Origin of the sequence: Streptomyces coacervatus (assembly GCF_029223485.1) — a bacterium.
Lineage (GTDB): Bacteria > Actinomycetota > Actinomycetes > Streptomycetales > Streptomycetaceae > Streptomyces > Streptomyces coacervatus.
Map to the genome: position 1 here is coordinate 450,346 of NZ_JARHTP010000001.1, position 15,454 is coordinate 465,799.

At 69.3% G+C, this 15,454-nt stretch carries 14 protein-coding genes; 8 read left to right on the forward strand and 6 right to left on the reverse strand.

The genetic code is table 11. The features are described 5' to 3' along the window. Positions 1 to 1,400: 1,400 nt before the first annotated feature. The 3 genes from P2Q00_RS01980 to P2Q00_RS01990 are packed head-to-tail and all read right to left on the reverse strand — an operon-like array spanning position 1,401 to position 3,960. Positions 1,401 to 2,066, reverse strand: a complete 666-nt coding sequence (locus P2Q00_RS01980) for a 3-oxoacid CoA-transferase subunit B (RefSeq protein WP_275768804.1) — start codon at positions 2,064 to 2,066, stop codon at positions 1,401 to 1,403. Next, complete coding sequence (locus P2Q00_RS01985; protein WP_275768805.1) at positions 2,063 to 2,758, reverse strand: 3-oxoacid CoA-transferase subunit A; 696 nt, start codon at positions 2,756 to 2,758, stop codon at positions 2,063 to 2,065. Before P2Q00_RS01985 ends, P2Q00_RS01980 begins: the two co-directional genes overlap by 4 nt. Continuing rightward, positions 2,755 to 3,960, reverse strand: coding sequence for a thiolase family protein (locus P2Q00_RS01990; RefSeq protein ID WP_275768806.1), 1,206 nt, complete (start codon positions 3,958 to 3,960; stop codon positions 2,755 to 2,757). The genes P2Q00_RS01985 and P2Q00_RS01990 overlap by 4 nt, the downstream gene beginning before the upstream one ends. A 71-nt stretch (positions 3,961 to 4,031) precedes the next feature. Here P2Q00_RS01990 and P2Q00_RS01995 point away from each other — a divergent pair, with 71 nt between their 5' ends. Then, positions 4,032 to 4,913 (forward strand): LysR substrate-binding domain-containing protein, encoded by an 882-nt coding sequence (locus P2Q00_RS01995; RefSeq protein ID WP_275768807.1) that lies wholly within the window; start codon positions 4,032 to 4,034, stop codon positions 4,911 to 4,913. 298 nt (positions 4,914 to 5,211) lie between these two features. Here the strand turns inward: P2Q00_RS01995 and P2Q00_RS02000 are convergent, their stop codons facing one another. Beyond that, positions 5,212 to 5,634, reverse strand: coding sequence for a GlcG/HbpS family heme-binding protein (locus P2Q00_RS02000; RefSeq protein WP_275768808.1), 423 nt, complete (start codon positions 5,632 to 5,634; stop codon positions 5,212 to 5,214). A gap of 178 nt (positions 5,635 to 5,812) precedes the next feature. After that, positions 5,813 to 6,454, reverse strand: coding sequence for a TetR/AcrR family transcriptional regulator (locus P2Q00_RS02005; protein ID WP_275768809.1), 642 nt, complete (start codon positions 6,452 to 6,454; stop codon positions 5,813 to 5,815). Between the two features lie 336 nt (positions 6,455 to 6,790). Here P2Q00_RS02005 and P2Q00_RS02010 point away from each other — a divergent pair, with 336 nt between their 5' ends. The 7 genes from P2Q00_RS02010 (at position 6,791) to P2Q00_RS02040 (ending at position 13,982) form a co-directional block, all read left to right on the forward strand. Then, positions 6,791 to 8,083, forward strand: a complete 1,293-nt coding sequence (locus P2Q00_RS02010) for a Rieske 2Fe-2S domain-containing protein (RefSeq protein ID WP_275768810.1) — start codon at positions 6,791 to 6,793, stop codon at positions 8,081 to 8,083. A gap of 9 nt (positions 8,084 to 8,092) precedes the next feature. Continuing rightward, positions 8,093 to 9,055, forward strand: coding sequence for a PDR/VanB family oxidoreductase (locus tag P2Q00_RS02015; protein ID WP_275768812.1), 963 nt, complete (start codon positions 8,093 to 8,095; stop codon positions 9,053 to 9,055). Continuing rightward, positions 9,052 to 9,459, forward strand: coding sequence for a nuclear transport factor 2 family protein (locus P2Q00_RS02020; RefSeq protein ID WP_275768814.1), 408 nt, complete (start codon positions 9,052 to 9,054; stop codon positions 9,457 to 9,459). Before P2Q00_RS02015 ends, P2Q00_RS02020 begins: the two co-directional genes overlap by 4 nt. Before the next feature lie 153 nt (positions 9,460 to 9,612). After that, positions 9,613 to 11,103: an aldehyde dehydrogenase gene (locus tag P2Q00_RS02025; protein WP_275768816.1), complete on the forward strand. Its 1,491-nt coding sequence runs from the start codon at positions 9,613 to 9,615 to the stop codon at positions 11,101 to 11,103. A 236-nt stretch (positions 11,104 to 11,339) separates the two neighbouring features. Then, positions 11,340 to 11,936, forward strand: a complete 597-nt coding sequence (locus P2Q00_RS02030) for a nuclear transport factor 2 family protein (RefSeq protein WP_275768817.1) — start codon at positions 11,340 to 11,342, stop codon at positions 11,934 to 11,936. Positions 11,937 to 11,964: 28 nt separating this feature from the next. After that, positions 11,965 to 13,032 (forward strand): maleylacetate reductase, encoded by a 1,068-nt coding sequence (locus P2Q00_RS02035; RefSeq protein WP_275768818.1) that lies wholly within the window; start codon positions 11,965 to 11,967, stop codon positions 13,030 to 13,032. 11 nt (positions 13,033 to 13,043) lie between these two features. After that, the gene (locus P2Q00_RS02040) at positions 13,044 to 13,982 is read left to right on the forward strand and encodes a dioxygenase family protein (RefSeq protein WP_275768820.1); all 939 of its coding nucleotides are present in this window, start codon (positions 13,044 to 13,046) and stop codon (positions 13,980 to 13,982) included. A gap of 103 nt (positions 13,983 to 14,085) precedes the next feature. Here the strand turns inward: P2Q00_RS02040 and P2Q00_RS02045 are convergent, their stop codons facing one another. Then, positions 14,086 to 15,405 (reverse strand): glycoside hydrolase family 27 protein, encoded by a 1,320-nt coding sequence (locus P2Q00_RS02045; protein WP_275768822.1) that lies wholly within the window; start codon positions 15,403 to 15,405, stop codon positions 14,086 to 14,088. Between the last annotated feature and the right edge of the window lie 49 nt (positions 15,406 to 15,454).

The following is a 15,454-nucleotide window of genomic DNA, read 5'->3' on the forward strand; positions in this document are numbered from 1 at the left end:
CACCGGGGCTCGAAGTCCAAGGACTACGCCACACAGACGAAACCGGACCCCTGGATCTCACTCTCCATTCCGGTGAGATCGCGGTTTCTCCGGGCTCGTCGGCTCCGCGTCGGTCTGAGATCCTGGAAGCGATCTACGGGGCGCGCAGGCCCAGCGGCGGCGCGTTCCGGTCGAGGGGCGTGCGCTACGCCCCAGCGGCGTCCGCTCGGGCCGGCCTACCCGAGCGCGACGCGCGTTACGCGAGGCGGACTGGTTGTGGCCGACTCGCCCGGCATGTCGCGCCCGGATGGTTGCCGGATACCGGATGCGGGTCGGCTCCATCTCGAACAGAACGGCTGGTACAGCGGCAGAATTCGCAGAGTTGCAGATCAAGGCTGGTCGTTGCCGCGATAGGAGGGGGCGAGGTCGAATCCGGGTCGAATTTGCCTTCCTTTCGCCAGATTCGGTGCGTTGTTGCAGGTCAACAGTGTGATCAGACGTCGTGTGTCTGGTCGCGTGAGCGGCTGCCGAACCCGAGGGCCGAGGGGCGGTCACCGGCAGGTTCTTCGTCTGCTGGTCGTACACGGTTGGCGATCCGTTGACCAGCAAAGATTCCCTCGGTGGAGGCCAGGATTGATTCCTTGGCCCGGAATGGCCCGGACCTTGTTGAGTCCGGCACGAATCCGCAGTCGTTCCCGTTCTTCGGCTAGGGGGAGGGGCTGGTCATCCCGAGTGGCCGAGGATCTGCGCGGACAACGGCCTTCGTGCCGAGCAGCCGTAGGCGGACTGGTTCTTCAACAGCTCTCAGTCCACCTCGGCATCGCATTGCCTGGCTAGCCGGACCGCGCCGCCGATCGGAAGGGGGCCGGGAACGAGCGGCCCAAGCGCTCGGCACTTCAGTGCCCAGGTGACTCGCTGATCTGGCCGTGTGGTCGCAGTGGACCTCTTGAAGCTCCGCTCGCCGACTCGGATGCAGTTGGACCACTTCCTGGTCCGGATCTTGGTCTAGGGCAGGGATCCGGACCATCCCCGGGGCAGCCCTGACGCTTGGTCGCGCATTCGTGTTGTGGTGGCGCGAAGCCACCGTGTCCTTGAAGTTGAGGACCTGCGAATTCCGGCCGGTCTGTGGACTCCAGGGAGGCCTGCCGATGAACTGACTTGGGCGTTGACTCCCCGGAGTATCGGCAGAGCCACGGGATCAGCTGGTATCGCAGGTTGGAGTCCTTTTCTCGTTGGACAAACTCTCAGAGGTGGATCCAGGTCGCATGGACCTTCACCCAGCGGGCCCGCGCCTCCGGCCTGCTGCCCTCCATGGGCTCGGTCGGAGACTGCGTCGACTGTCAACGCGATGATGGAGTCCTTCTGGGTCGGCTAACGCAGGCACCGTCCCTCGTGATGTTGACTGCCGTCGGGTACGAGCTTTAAGACAGTGTGATGCCGAGTCGCTCCGCGAGCTCGTGGGCCTCGGCGCCGTACGTCTCCCGGATCCGTACGCCGTCGGGGCCGACGTCGAAGACGCCGAAGTCCGTGTAGACGCGGCTGACGCAGCCGATGCCGGTGAGGGGGTAGGTGCACTGCGGTACGAGTTTCGGTTCGCCGGTGCGGGTGAAGAGCGTCATCATCACGTAGACGTCCTTGGCCCCGGTGGCGAGGTCCATCGCGCCGCCGACGGCGGGGATGTCGTCGGGCTTGCCGGTGGTCCAGTTGGCGAGGTCGCCGTCGAAGGCGACCTGGTAGGCGCCGAGGACGCAGACGTCGAGGTGTCCGCCGCGCATCATGGCGAAGGAGTCGGCGTGGTGGAAGTACGCCGCCCCCGGCAGCTCGGTCACCGGGACCTTGCCGGCGTTGGTCAGGTCGGGGTCGACCGTGTCGCCCTCGGCCTTCGGACCCATGTTGAGCATGCCGTTCTCGGTGTGCAGCACCACTCCGGAGTCGGCCGGCAGATGGTCGGCGATCTTGGTGGGCTGCCCGATACCGAGGTTGACGAAGGCGCCGGCCGGGATGTCGCGTGCGATGACGGCGGCCAGTTCGTCCATCGAGAGCCGGTGGTCGGCGCCCGTCGGCGCCCCTGCGTACGTGGTGGTCATCGAGCCCCCTGCACGGTGTAGTGACGGGCCGTCGCCTGGACGACCCGGTCGACGTAGACGGACGGGGTGACGATGGCCTCCGGGTCGAGCTTCCCGGGCTCGACGACCTGGTCGACCTGGACGATGGTCGTTGTCGCGGCCGTGGCCATGACCGGTCCGAAGTTGCGGGCGGTCTTTCGATAGACGAGGTTGCCCATCGCATCCGCGACGTGCGCGCCGATCAGCGCGTAGTCGCCCTTGATGGGGTACTCCAGCAGGTACTTCCGGCCGTCGATCTCGCGCTCCTCCTTGCCCTCGGCCAGCGGCGTGCCGACCGCGGTCGGGCAGTAGAACGCGCCGATGCCGGCGCCGGCCGCGCGCATCCGCTCGGCGAGGTTGCCCTGCGGCACCACCTCGAGCTCGATCTTCCCCGCGCGGTAGAGGCCGTGGAAGACCCAGGAGTCGGCCTGGCGTGGAAAGGAACAGAGCACCTTGCGCACCCGGCCGGCGGCCAGCAGCGCGGCCAGCCCGACGTCGCCGTTGCCGGCGTTATTTGACACGATCGTGAGGTCCTTCGCGCCCTGTCGGATGAGCGCGTCGATCAGGTCGAACGGCATCCCGGCCAGGCCGAAGCCGCCGACGAGGACGGTGGACCCGTCCTCGATCCCGGCGACCGCCGCGTCGGCACTCTCGACGATCTCCGCCCTGCTCACTGGGCCGCCTCCGTGACACCGCAGTTCTCGAGAACGACGGCCAGCCCCTGACCGACCCCGATACAGATCGCGGCGACGCCGTAGCGCTGCTTCGTCTCGCGCAGCACCTTGGCCAGCGTGGCGAGGATGCGTCCGCCCGAGGCGCCCAGCGGGTGCCCGATCGCGATGGCGCCGCCCTTCTGGTTGACGATGGCGGGGTCGATCTTCCACGCGTCGACGCAGGCGAGCGACTGCACGGCGTAGGCCTCGTTGAGCTCGACCGCGCCGACCTGGTCCCAGCCGATCCCGGCCCGGGCCAGCGCGCGGTTCGCAGCCTCGACCGGGGCGTAGCCGAAGGCCTGCGGCTCCAGCGCCATCACGCCGCGGCCCACGATGCGGGCTATCGGGTCGGCCCCGATGGTGGCCGCCGCCTTCTCGCTGCCCAGCAGCACCGCGGAGGCACCGTCGTTGAGCGGGCTGGCGTTGCCCGCGGTGATGGTGCCGCCCTGCTCAGGCGTACGGAAGGATGGCTTGAGCCCGGCCAGCACCTCCGGCGTGGATCCGGGTCGGATACTCTCGTCGCGGGTCAGGTCGACGCCTTCGACGGGCGCCACCAGGTCGTCGTAGAAGCCCGACTCCCAGGCCGCGTGGGCGAGTTGGTGGGAGCGGACGGCGAACTCGTCCTGCCGCTCGCGGGAGATCCCGAAGCGTTCCTGGAGCTGCTCGTTGGCCTCGCCGAGGCCGACCGTCCACTCCTTCGGCATCCGCGGGTTGACCAGCCGCCAGCCGAGCGTGGTCGAGACCGCGGTGACGTCGCCTGCCGGGAACGGCTTCGCCGACTTGGGCAGCACCCACGGCGCGCGTGTCATCGACTCCACGCCACCGGTCAGCACCACCTCGGCATCGCCGGACTCGATGGTCCGGCTGGCCGTCATCGCCGCGTCGAGACTGGAGCCGCACAGCCGGTTGACCGTGGTGCCGGGCACGCTCACCGGAAGCCCGGCGAGCAGCGCGGCCATGCGGCCGACGTTGCGGTTCTCCTCGCCAGCGCCGTTGGCGTTGCCCCACACCACGTCGTCGATCGCGGCGTGGTCGAGGCCCGGCACCCTGGCGAGCGTTGAGGTGATCGCGGCGGCGGCGAGGTCGTCGGGGCGGACGCCGGCCAGCGCGCCGTTGAAGCGACCGAACGGCGTCCGTGTCGCGGCGTAGATGAAAGTACTCATGGCAGGGACGCTAGTCCCGGGCCACGATATTCTGAAGTACGCATATCCGGTTCGATTGATATGGATGACATATGGATCTGCGTCATCTGCGGTACTTCGTTGCGGTGGCCGAGGAGCGCCACTTCGGTCGGGCCGCCGAGCGGCTCCACATGGCCCAGCCGCCGCTCTCCCAGCAGATCCGCCAGCTGGAAGCCGAGTTGGGCGTCGAGCTGCTCCACCGCACCACACGCCGCGTCGACCTCACCGAGGCCGGCCGGGCCTACCTCGAGCGGGCGCGCGCGATCCTCGCCGACGTCGACGAGGCCGCCCATCACGCACGGCGCGTCGCTGCCGGCTCGGTGGGCCACCTCGCGATCGGGTGCGTGGGCTCGGCGACGTACAGCCTCCTGCCCGCGCTCTCGCGGCGGCTCACGGAGGAGCTTCCCGGCGTCGACTTCTCCTTCCGCGGCGAGATGCTCGCGCCGGACCAGGCCGAGGCGCTGCGCGCCGGCGCCATCGACGTCGGGCTGCTGCGCCCTCCGGCGGCCGACCTCTCCCTCACCGTCCGCACCCTGCGCAGAGACCGGCTCGTCGTCGCCGTACCGATCGACCATCCCCTCGCCCGCCGGAAGCGCCTGCGTGCCGCGGACCTCGCCGGTGCCGACCTGATCGTGCACTCCGCCGACCGCCGGTCGGTGATGTACGACGTCGTCCTGGGCCTCCTTCGCGAGGCCGGCGTCGAGCCGCACATTCGCCACGAGGTCGGCGAGACCTCGACGTTGGTCACCTTGGTGGCCGGGGGCCTCGGTGTCGCGGTCGTGCCCGAGCCCGTGACCGCGTTGGCCCTCGACGGTGTCGTCTACCTACCGCTGGCCGGGGCCGACGCGCGGGTGGAACTGGCCGTCGCCCACCGTGCCGACCGCTCCGAACCGCACCTTGTGCGCACCGTAGGGATCATTGAGGCGATGTTCTGACGCACACCGAAGCCGGATCAGCCGGCCCTCGCATTGCGCAACAGCCCTGCCTTGCGGGTGGCGGGAGTGCGGGCGGCCCGGTGCGGGCGTCGGGTCGGGTCGGACCGTCGGAGTCATCGGCGTGCGGAGCGCCTCCTCGACGGCCGTTTCCTGGTCTCGTCGGGCAACGCGAGGAAGCGACACCTTCAGGCCGGCCGGCGGTTGCTGAGCGAGGCGCACACGCGCTCCGGGCATGCCCAGGGCGCGCGACGACTGCCGCAAGGCCCGACGTCGCTGCCTCACCGACCGGGAGGAATGCCTACGCAACGATCTTCGTGACGGAGTCTCGAGCGTGATGCGCGATGCGGTCGTCGGTGACGTCGTCCGCCCCGCCCACGCCGATGGCGCCGATGACCTCGCCGTCGGCCGTCACGATCGGCACGCCGCCGGCGACCGGCAGGAGGTTGGCATCGACCAGGTGAGGAGGTGCCACCTGCATCTGGGGGGACGCGGCGAAGGCCGCGAACTTGGCCGTCGGGACACCGCTCACGGCCGAGGTGTAAGCCTTGCGTCGCGCGGTTTCCACACCGAGAAGACCGACGCCGTCGTCGCTGAGGAGAACCTTCGTGACCCCGCTTCGGTTGACCACGACGGCGCACACCTGGTGCCCCTCGGCCCTTCCTGCTTCCAGAGCGGCCAGAGCGGCGCCGTGCGCGATCTCGTAGCTGAGCGGCTCTCGCATGGGGCGGTTCCTTCCCTTGGCGGCCGAGTGGTCGACCGGACGTCTTCCGTGGGATCCCCGGAGCGTCGACAGTCCAGGTCATCGCTGGTTCCGGACATGCTGGAAACCCGCGACAGTATGTCGCGGCCCGAGGTGAATGTGAAGCGTACCTCGCATTCGCATCAAGGAGCCCGGGAGCTCACTCCGTCGACGCGCCCAGTAGATACAGGCAGGCAATGTTCGCCAGCTCGTCGGTGAGTTGACGCCACGTCAGCGGTCGCTCGGACTCGAATCGTTCGCCGTGCAGCACGCGGTTCATGCACGCCGCGTACACCAGGCGAAAGGTGACATCCAGCCGCAAGTCCGGCTCTGGCGCGCTGATCACCGGCACGATCGGTTCCAGGAACTGCCGGAACACCTGGCCGGAGTCAATGCTGGCGTCGGACCCGACTTCGGACACTGCGGGATCGGTGGTGCCCGCGGTGATGAAGACGCGCATCAGGCGTGCGTGCGCTTCGAACGTCTCGGTGATCCCGGCGACCGCCGAGGCGATCAGTGTGGTCGGGTCTGTGCGCAGCGGAGCGAAGCGGCGGATGATGTCGGCGCGAAAGTGATCGATCATGTCGTGCTGCAGTGCCGCGATCAGGCGGTCCTTGTCGCCGAACCGTCGATAGACACTCCCCACCGAGACGCCTGCTCGAGCGGCGACGGCCGCGATGGTGAGCGCCTCGGTGCCGCCCTCTGTCAGGAGGGCCGTACCCGCTTCCAGGATCCGCTGCTGGGTCAGTCGGCTGCGCGCCTGCTGCGCCGGCGGCAGATCGAGTGAAGGTTCGGTACTCACCGCCTCAGCGTATACGCCGCCTGCATTCGTTCCGGCGGCCCTGCGCCTGGCATTGCTGGGCCGTGAGCAGTGGCGCGATCGGGTCGGCGAGCGAGCGCCGTGCAGAGGTGGAGCCGTGCACGACCGGCTCGGAGCTGGGGCGCAAGCGTCAGGAAATCGGCCTCTCCTCGCCGAGCGGACACCTGGACATGACCCTTGACGCACCGCGAAGTGAAATGCGAATGTGAATCAACAATCTCATTCGAGGGTCGCGCAGATCGGTGCCCTCGCAGGTGATCCCCACAGCCCTGCACGCGCCACCAGCTGTGCGCCCGAGCCGCACGGGAGTCAAAGACGATGACCACCACTTCAGAGGTCGACACCGGTACCGGCTACGGTCGTCCGAAGCCCTCCTACAACGCCCGTCTGCGTGAGGTCGGGCCCGGTACGCCCATGGGCGAGGCCCTGCGTCGCTACTGGCACCCGATCGCCAGCTCGGAGACGCTCGTCGCCGGTGCCCTGCCGCAGAAGACCCGCGTACTGGGCGAGGACCTGGTCGTGTTCCGGGACGGACAGGGCAAACCCGGTGTCGTGATCGAGCGCTGCGCCCACCGCGGCGCCAGCCTCTACTACGGCCGCGTCGAGGACGACGGCATCCGCTGCTGCTACCACGGCTGGAAGTTCGACGTCGAGGGCCGCTGCATCGAGCAGGCGTGTGAGCCGGCCCTGGGGCGCAGGCGCGACGCCGCCCGCCAGCCGTGGTACCCCGTCCAGGAGCGCTACGGCCTGGTCTTCGTCTACATGGGCCCGCCCGAGCTCAAGCCCGAACTCCCGCGCTACGACGCGCTGGAGAACCCCGCCGAGGACGAGAAGTACTTCGCCAGCTGGCCGGTCCCGCACGCAGCGGTCCTCGGTATGCCGGCGGACTTCAACTGGCTCAACATGTACGAGAACGGCGCCGACCCGGTGCACGTCACCTGGCTGCACTCCACGCACAGCGGCTTCCAGATGCTGGGCACCGGCACCTTCGGCTACCCCGAGAGCTTCTTCGACCCGGCCACCATCGCCGACCGCGTGACGTACGAGCGTACCGACCACGGCGTGAAGTACATCCAGCGATTCGAGGTCGAGGGCGAGGACGGCGAGGTCACCGAGTACGGCTTCGCGGTCGAGCAGCACCTTCCCAACATCTTCGGCCTGCCGGACTACGTGAAGATGACCCCCGACAATCCGGACCAGTTGCTGTGGCTGGTGCCCTCCGACGACACCACCAACCGGCTCTTCTTCTCGATCCGCACCAACGATCCCGAGCGCATGGTCCGCTTCGTGATCGGCATCACGCAGAACGGCAAGCAGAACCACGAGCTGACCGACGAGGAGCGCCACCGCTTCCCCGGTGACGCGGAGGCCCAGGGCTCCCAGGGAGCGATCACCCTGGACTCCGTGGAGACCCTGGCCACCTCGGACCGCGGCGTCGTCATGCTGCGCCGCATGCTGCTCACGATGGTCGACGACGTCGAGGCGGGGCGCGACCCGATCAACATCGTCCGCGACCCCTCGGTGGTTCACCGCACCCAGTCCGGGCTCTTCACCCTCGGCAAGCGCCCGGCGGGCGACGACGCCGACGCGCCGGCCACCGCTGGAATCTGAGCGACGATCATGAACAACGAGTGGCTCGACACCGTCGTGGACGCCCGGCGCGACGCGACCGCCCGGATCGTGGTGCTCGACCTGGTCCGTCCCGACGCCGTCGAGTTCCCCGAGTTCGAGGCCGGCGCGCATGTCGACGTACTCGTGGACGACGCGGACGGGCTGGTCCGCCAGTACTCCCTGTGCGGGCCGCCGCACGATCGCACCCGCTATCGGCTGGCGGTGCTGGCCGAGACGGCGTCGCGCGGCGGCTCGCTGGGGATGCATCGGCTCCGCAAGGGCGACAGGCTGCGGATCTCCCGTCCCCGGAACAGGTTCGGAATCTCGGGCGAGGCACGCCGCCATCTGCTGGTGGCCGGCGGTATCGGCGTCACTCCTCTGCTGGCCATGGCGCACGCGCTCGAAGCGAGCGGCGCGGAGTACGAGTTGCACTACTGCGCGCGGAGCCGGGGAGACTCGGCGTTCCTCGACGAACTGGAGCACAACCCCCGTGTTCGGCTCCACTTCGACGACGGCCCGGACGACCAGCGGTTCGGCAGCGCCACCGACGTCGGCCGGCCCGATCCCCACACGGCGATCTACGTCTGCGGACCGGGAGGCTTCATGGACTTCGTGATCTCCTCCGCGCTCGCAGCGGGATGGCCTGCCGAAGCGATCCACAAGGAGCGCTTTGCACCCGTCGAGGACGCCGACGCGCACAAGGCCGGCGGGGCCTTTCGAGTGCGACTCGCCAGGACCGGCGGCGAGTACGGGATCGAGGAGGGCCAGAGCGTCCTCGACGTCCTGCTCGCCCATGGCGTGGACGCCCCTTATTCGTGCCAGCAGGGAATCTGCGGTGAGTGCATCGTGCGCGTCCTCGCCGGAGAGCCCGACCACCGCGACGACATCCTCACCGATCGGGAACGCGCCGACGGCATGTTCACCACCTGCTCATCGCGAGCACTCTCACCGATTCTGGAGCTGGACCTATGACAACGACCACGTCCACCGCAGCCACGGCGACCCTCCAGGCGATCGAACAGGCGGAGGCCGCATGGCTCGCGGCTCTCGTCGAGGGCGAGAAGGCGCTGATCGCCCTCATGCTCGAGGACAGTCACGTCGTCCACGGCCCGGTCGGGAAGATCGACGGCCGGGAGGCCTTCGCCCACTTCGCCTCGACCCGCCGCCGCACCGTCTTCGCCAAGGCCGAGGAACTGAGCATCACGGTCCACGGCGACACCGCGATCACCACGTGTCTCCAGGAGATGCACATCTTCTTCGACGAGAACCTCCCGCCCTTCCCCGTCCAGGAGGCGATGACCCGGGTCTGGGAGAAGACCACGGAGGGCTGGCGCCTGGCGCACATGCACCAGTCCAAGCGCATGCCGCCGGCCTGACACCCGGGAAGGCCGGCTGCATCCCCCTCACACCGCTGTTCGATGAACGGACAAGAGGCTTCAGGGCGGGCGGCCGACGGCAGAGAGTTCGACATGAAGGTTCCCGCGGCGATCGACGACGATCGCCGCTGTTGTGGAGGCGAGGCGACAACAATGTCAGCTACTGAGATCAAGGCACCCACGTCCGGCGCGGTCCGGACCAGCGACCTCCTCATCGCGGGCGAGCATGTCGCGGCCAGGGACGGCCGCTACTTCGAGACGACCGAGGCCCTGACCGGAGAACCCATCGCGCGGGTCGCGGCAGCCTCCGTCGAGGATGTCAACCTCGCGGTGGACGCGGCGGCGGCCGCCCTTCCGGAGTGGTCGGGCCTTCCGCCGGCCGCGCGGCGGTCGGTCCTGGAGCGGGCGGCCGTCCTGCTCGGCGAGCGCACCGACGAGATCGTCGCCACGATGAGCCGCGAGATGGGTGCCACTCTTCCTTGGTGCGGCTTCAACGTGCACGTCGCGAAGGGCATGCTCGTCGAGGCGGCGGCCCAGGCCTACGCGGCTGTCGGCGAGGTCATCCCGTCGGACGTGCCCGGCCTCACCGCCCTCGGTGTGCGTCAGCCGGTCGGCGTCGTCGTCGGCATCGCGCCGTGGAACGCGCCCCTGATCCTCGGTGTGCGTGCCGTCGTGTGGCCACTGGTGTGGGGCAACACGGTGGTGCTGAAGTCCTCTGAGCAGACGCCGCTCACCCAGGCCGCCATCGTCCAGGTGCTGCATGACGCCGGAGTGCCCGCAGGAGCGGTCAACCTGATCAGCAACGCGCCCGAGGACGGTCCGAGCGTCGTCGAGGCCCTGATCGCCCACCCCGCCGTGACCCGCGTGAACTTCACCGGCTCCAGCCGCGTCGGCCGTGTTATCGGCGAACTCGGTGGCCGTCACCTGACCCGGGTGGTCCTCGAACTCGGCGGCAAGGCGCCCTTCTTGGTGCTCCCTGACGCGGATCTGGAGGAGGCCGCCGCCGCGGCGAGCTTCGGTGCCTTCATGAACCAGGGCGAGATCTGTATGTCGACCGAGCGCGTCATCGTCGACCGGACCGTCGCCGACGAGCTCTCCTCCCGCCTGGCCGAGCGTGCCGCCAAGCTGGTCGTCGGCCCCCCGAGCGACCCCGCCTCACAGATCGGCCCGCTGGTCCACACCGCCGCCCGGGACCACGTGGTCGCGTTGATCGAGGACGCCCGTGCCAAGGGCGCGCAGATCCTGACCGGTGGCACGGCCGACGGCCTGTTCGTGCAGCCCACCGTGGTGCGCGGTGTCACCCCGGACATGCGCATCTACAGCGAGGAGTCCTTCGGACCGGTGGTCTCGATCATCGAGGTCGACTCGACCGACGAAGCCGTCACGGTAGCCAATGACACCGAGTACGGACTCTCCGCAGCGGTCTTCGGCAAGGACGCGGCCGCGGCACTCGACGTCGCCCGTCGGATCAAGTCCGGCATCTGCCACATCAACGGCGCCACCGTGCACGACGAGCCCCAGATGCCCTTCGGCGGTGTCGGCGCCAGCGGCTGGGGCCGCTTCGGCTCCCGCGCCGCGCTGGAGGAGTTCACCGAGCTGCGCTGGATCACCATCCAGTCCGGATCCCGCCACTACCCCATCTGACGATGCGACGAGGTCGTAGGGCGCACGTGACACGGCGTGCGCCGGGCCCCCGGGCCTTGCCCGGCTGGATGTGGTGCCTTGCCGCGGCTTTCAGCCCGGCGGTGGGAGCGGCATGGCTGGCGGAGGTCCGAGAGACAGAGGCCCTCGAGCAGCTCCACCGAGAGGTGGAGGAGTTCCTCCGGTCCTTCTGACGAGGCCCCTGTACCAGGGATCCCCACCCTTCCAAGGAGTCAACAATGTCGCAGGTCGACAACGACCGCCACGAGATCCGGCAGCTCATCGAGAACTGGGCGCTGTGGCGCGATGCCGGGGACTGGGGCCGCTTCGCCACGGTCTGGCATCCGCGCGACGGCTGGATGAGCGCCACGTGGTTCCAGGGAAGTGCCACCGACTTCATCAAGGCCAGTCGTGAGGGCTTCGAGAACGGAGTCAGCATTCTCCACTTCCTGGGCGGTCACACCGCGGACATCGCCGGCGAACGGGCCATCGCCCAGACGAAGATGACGATCAACCAGCGCGAGACCATCGACGGCGTCGAGGTCGATGTCGTCTGCACCGGCCGCTTCTACGACTTCCTCTCCCGGCACGAGGGGCGCTGGACCCTCGTGCGCCGGCAGCCGATCTACGAGAAGGACCGGCTCGACGTCGTCGACCCCGCTGCCTCACTGACGTTGGATCCCGAGCTCCTGGACCGGTTTCCGACCGGCTACCGGCACTTGGCCTACCTGCAGACCAAGGCGGGTTTCATGGTGAAGGACGGGCTCCCCGGTCTCACCGGCCCGGCGGTCGAGCACCTCTACTCCGAAGGCACGCGATGGCTGGCCGAGGCTTGAGGCCGCAGAGCCACCGAAGGAGCAAACGATGAGATTCACGCACGAGACCCTGCCCCAGCGGGTGGTGTTCGCGGCCGGGGAGTCGCCCGCCGCCGTGGCGGCGGAGGTCCAGGCACTCGGCGGTTCCAAGGTCATGCTGATCGCGTCGGACCGCGAGAGGGAACTGGCAGATCCGATCGCCAAGGAGATCCCGCTCGTACTGCGTCACGAGGAGGTCGTGATGCACGTACCGGTCGAGGTCGCCGGGCGAGCCCTTCGGGCGGCCTCCGACGCGGGCGCTGACATCCTGGTCAGCGTCGGCGGCGGCTCGACCACGGGTCTGGCCAAGGCGGTGGCGCTGACCACCGGGCTGCCGATCGTCGCAGTACCCACCACCTACGCCGGCTCCGAGGCGACCAACGTCTGGGGGCTGACTGAGGGGGAGACCAAGACCACCGGTGTGGACGACAAGGTGCTGCCCGCGTCGGTCGTGTACGACGCAGGCCTCCTGACCACGCTGCCCGGCGAGATGACGGTCGCCAGCGGCCTGAACGCGATGGCGCACTGCGTGGACTCGATGTGGGGCCCGCGTGCCGACCCGATCGACCGGGCGCTGGCGCAGGAGGGCATCCGCGCACTGGCGACCGGCCTGCCGGCGGTGGCCGAGGACTCGACCAGCGTCGAGGGCATCGAGCAGACGCTGTACGGCGCCTACCTCGCCGCGGTCGCCTTCGCCTCGGCCGGCTCCGGCATGCATCACAAGATCTGCCACGTCCTCGGCGGCATGTTCAACCTCCCGCACGCCCAGACCCACGCCGTCGTGCTGCCCCACGTCCTGGCCTTCAACACCCCGCACGCGCCCGAGGCGGAGTCGCGTATCGCCCAGGCCTTCGGCACGGTCTTCCACACCAAGGATGCGAGCGCCGGCCTGGCCGCCCTGCGCCAGGCGCTGGACGCGCCGCGGGCACTGCGCGACTACGGCATGCCCGAGGACGGCATCGCCAAAGCGCTGGGGCCGATCATGAAGGCGATCCCGGCCAACAACCCCACCCCCGTCACCTACGCGAACCTGACCATGCTGCTGCAGGCGGCGTGGGCCGGCGATCCGGTCAACTGAAAGAGGCCGTCATGGCTACCTACGTCAATCCCGGCGCGGCCCAGGCCGGTGCCGACGTCACGATCTACCGCGAGGTGTCGCCGGAGCAGCGGGCGGTCGAGCAGCGGCTGGTCGACAACGTCGTGGCCTCCTTCGACGCCTGCGAGAACCCGCGGCTGAACGAGCTCATGGTCTCCCTGGTCCGACACCTGCACTCCTTCATCCGCGAGGTCCGGTTGACCGAGGAGGAGTGGGGGGAGGCGATCGGCTTCCTCACTCAGGCCGGTCACATCACCGACGACGTCCGGCAGGAGTTCATCCTGCTGTCCGACACCCTCGGCGCGAGCATGCAGACGATCAACGTCAACAACCAGGCCTACAAGGGTGCCACCGAGGCGACCGTCTTCGGGCCGTTCTTCGTCGAGGACGCCCCGGCGATCGAGCTCGGCGAGGACCTGGCCTTCGGCGCCCCTGGTGAGCCCTGCTGGGTCGAGGGCACCGTCACCGACACCGAGGGCAATCCGCTCGCCGGTGCGCGGATCGAGGTCTGGGAGGCCGATGAGGACGGGCTCTACGACGTGCAGTACGACGCCGGCAAGCGGGCCGGACGGGCGTACCTGTTCTCCGCGGCCGACGGCGGCTATCGCTTCTGGGGCCTCACTCCGACGCCGTATCCCATCCCCGACGACGGCCCCGTCGGCAAAATGCTCGACGCGGTCGGCCGTTCACCGCTGCGCGCCGCCCATCTGCATTTCATGGTGTCCCACGAGGGGGCCCGTACGCTGGTGACCCACATCTTCCCCGAGGGTGACCCTATAGGCCGCAAGGACACCGTCTTCGGTGTGAAGGACTCACTGATCAAGCGGTTCGCACGACAGCCGGCCGGCACGCCGACACCCGACGGCCGCGTCATCGACGGCACGTGGAGCCGGGTGCGCTTCGACATCGTGCTTGCCCCCGCGGGGGTATGACCGTACCTGCCACTCCGACCGAGCTTCGACACGACCACCCCCGACGGCAGACGAGTCGGACGTCGGCGCCGTCCCCCGCACGTCGGGAGGGGAACCTCATCTACTACCTCATGTCCTGGCCGAGACGGAGGAGTACCGCGCCGTGGGCGGGCAGGTCGGTGACCAGGCTGCGGCCGTCGTGCGGAGTGTCGGTGCGGGTCCACAGCTCGCGGACGTGGTCATCGGGACGGGCGCCGAGGGAGCCGAGCGGGACGGTGACGCGCCGAGGGGTGCCGGCGAGGGAGAACACGGCGGCGTAGCGGGTGCGTCCGTCGGTGTCCTGGGCGGTCCACAGGATGAGGTCCTTCTCGCGGAGGACCTCACGGTTGTCGGTGCTGTGCCACAGGACGGCGAGCGCTTCGTCGTTGGTGAGCAGCTCGATCGTCTCCGGTGGGCTGGTGGGCAGGTCGCCGCCCATCATCAGTGGGGAGCGGGAGATCAGCCACAGCGTGAGCAGGCTGATCTGCTCGGGGCGGGTGAGGGAGCAGAGGCGGTCGTCACCTCTCTCGGCCCGGATGCCGATGCGGCCGAGGGGCAGCATGTCGGCGTCCGCCCAGCCGACCGCGGCGGAGCCGCCCGTCGATGCGGCGCCCTGCCACGGAGCCCACCGGGCCATGCGGGCGAACTGGGCCTCCACGTCCTCCCACCGGTCCCACAGGTCGTCGCAGACGCGCCACATGGTGCTGTTTTGCCGCAAGTGGTCTAGGTGGGCGACAGACACGTCGGTGCCGGGGGACAGGCTGAGCTCGATGGGCCGGCCGCTGCGGGCGATGGCCCGGGCGTAGGCGGCGATCTCCCGCTCGTGATACGGGAAGAGCATGTCGTCGGCCTTGATGAAGTCGACGCCCCATCGGGCGAATTGGGCGACCTGCGCGTCGTAGTACGCCTGGGCCCCCGGGTGGTCGTGGTTCAGGCCGTAGTTGTCGGAGTTCCAGGGGCAGACGGAGTCGGTGTCGGCGATCTCGTCGGCGGTCCAGGAGGTGCCTGCCACGGGCAGACGGGCGGCGAAGGCGCGGCGCGGGATGCCGCGCATGATGTGCAGGCCGAAACGCAGGCCGAGTTGGTGCACGCGGTCGGCCAGCGGTCCGAATCCCGCGCCGTCCGCCGCCGAGCGGAACCGGTTCGGCGCCGGCTGCTGGAGGCCATGGGCGTCGAGGACCAGCGGGGCGTCGGGGTTGTAGCCGTGGGAGCGGGCGGTGGGCTCGTACCACTGGATGTCGACCACCACGGTGTCCCAGCCGTGCGCGAGCATGTGGTCGTGCATGAAGGCAGCGTTGGCAAGGACCTCGTCCTCGGTGACGGTCGTGCCGTAGCAGTCCCAGCTGTTCCAGCCCATCGGCGGACGCAGGTGCCGGTCGGGGATCGGTCGGGGGAATCGGGTCATGACGGATCGCTTCCTGTATCGGTGCTCGGCCATGGGCGTTCGGACACGG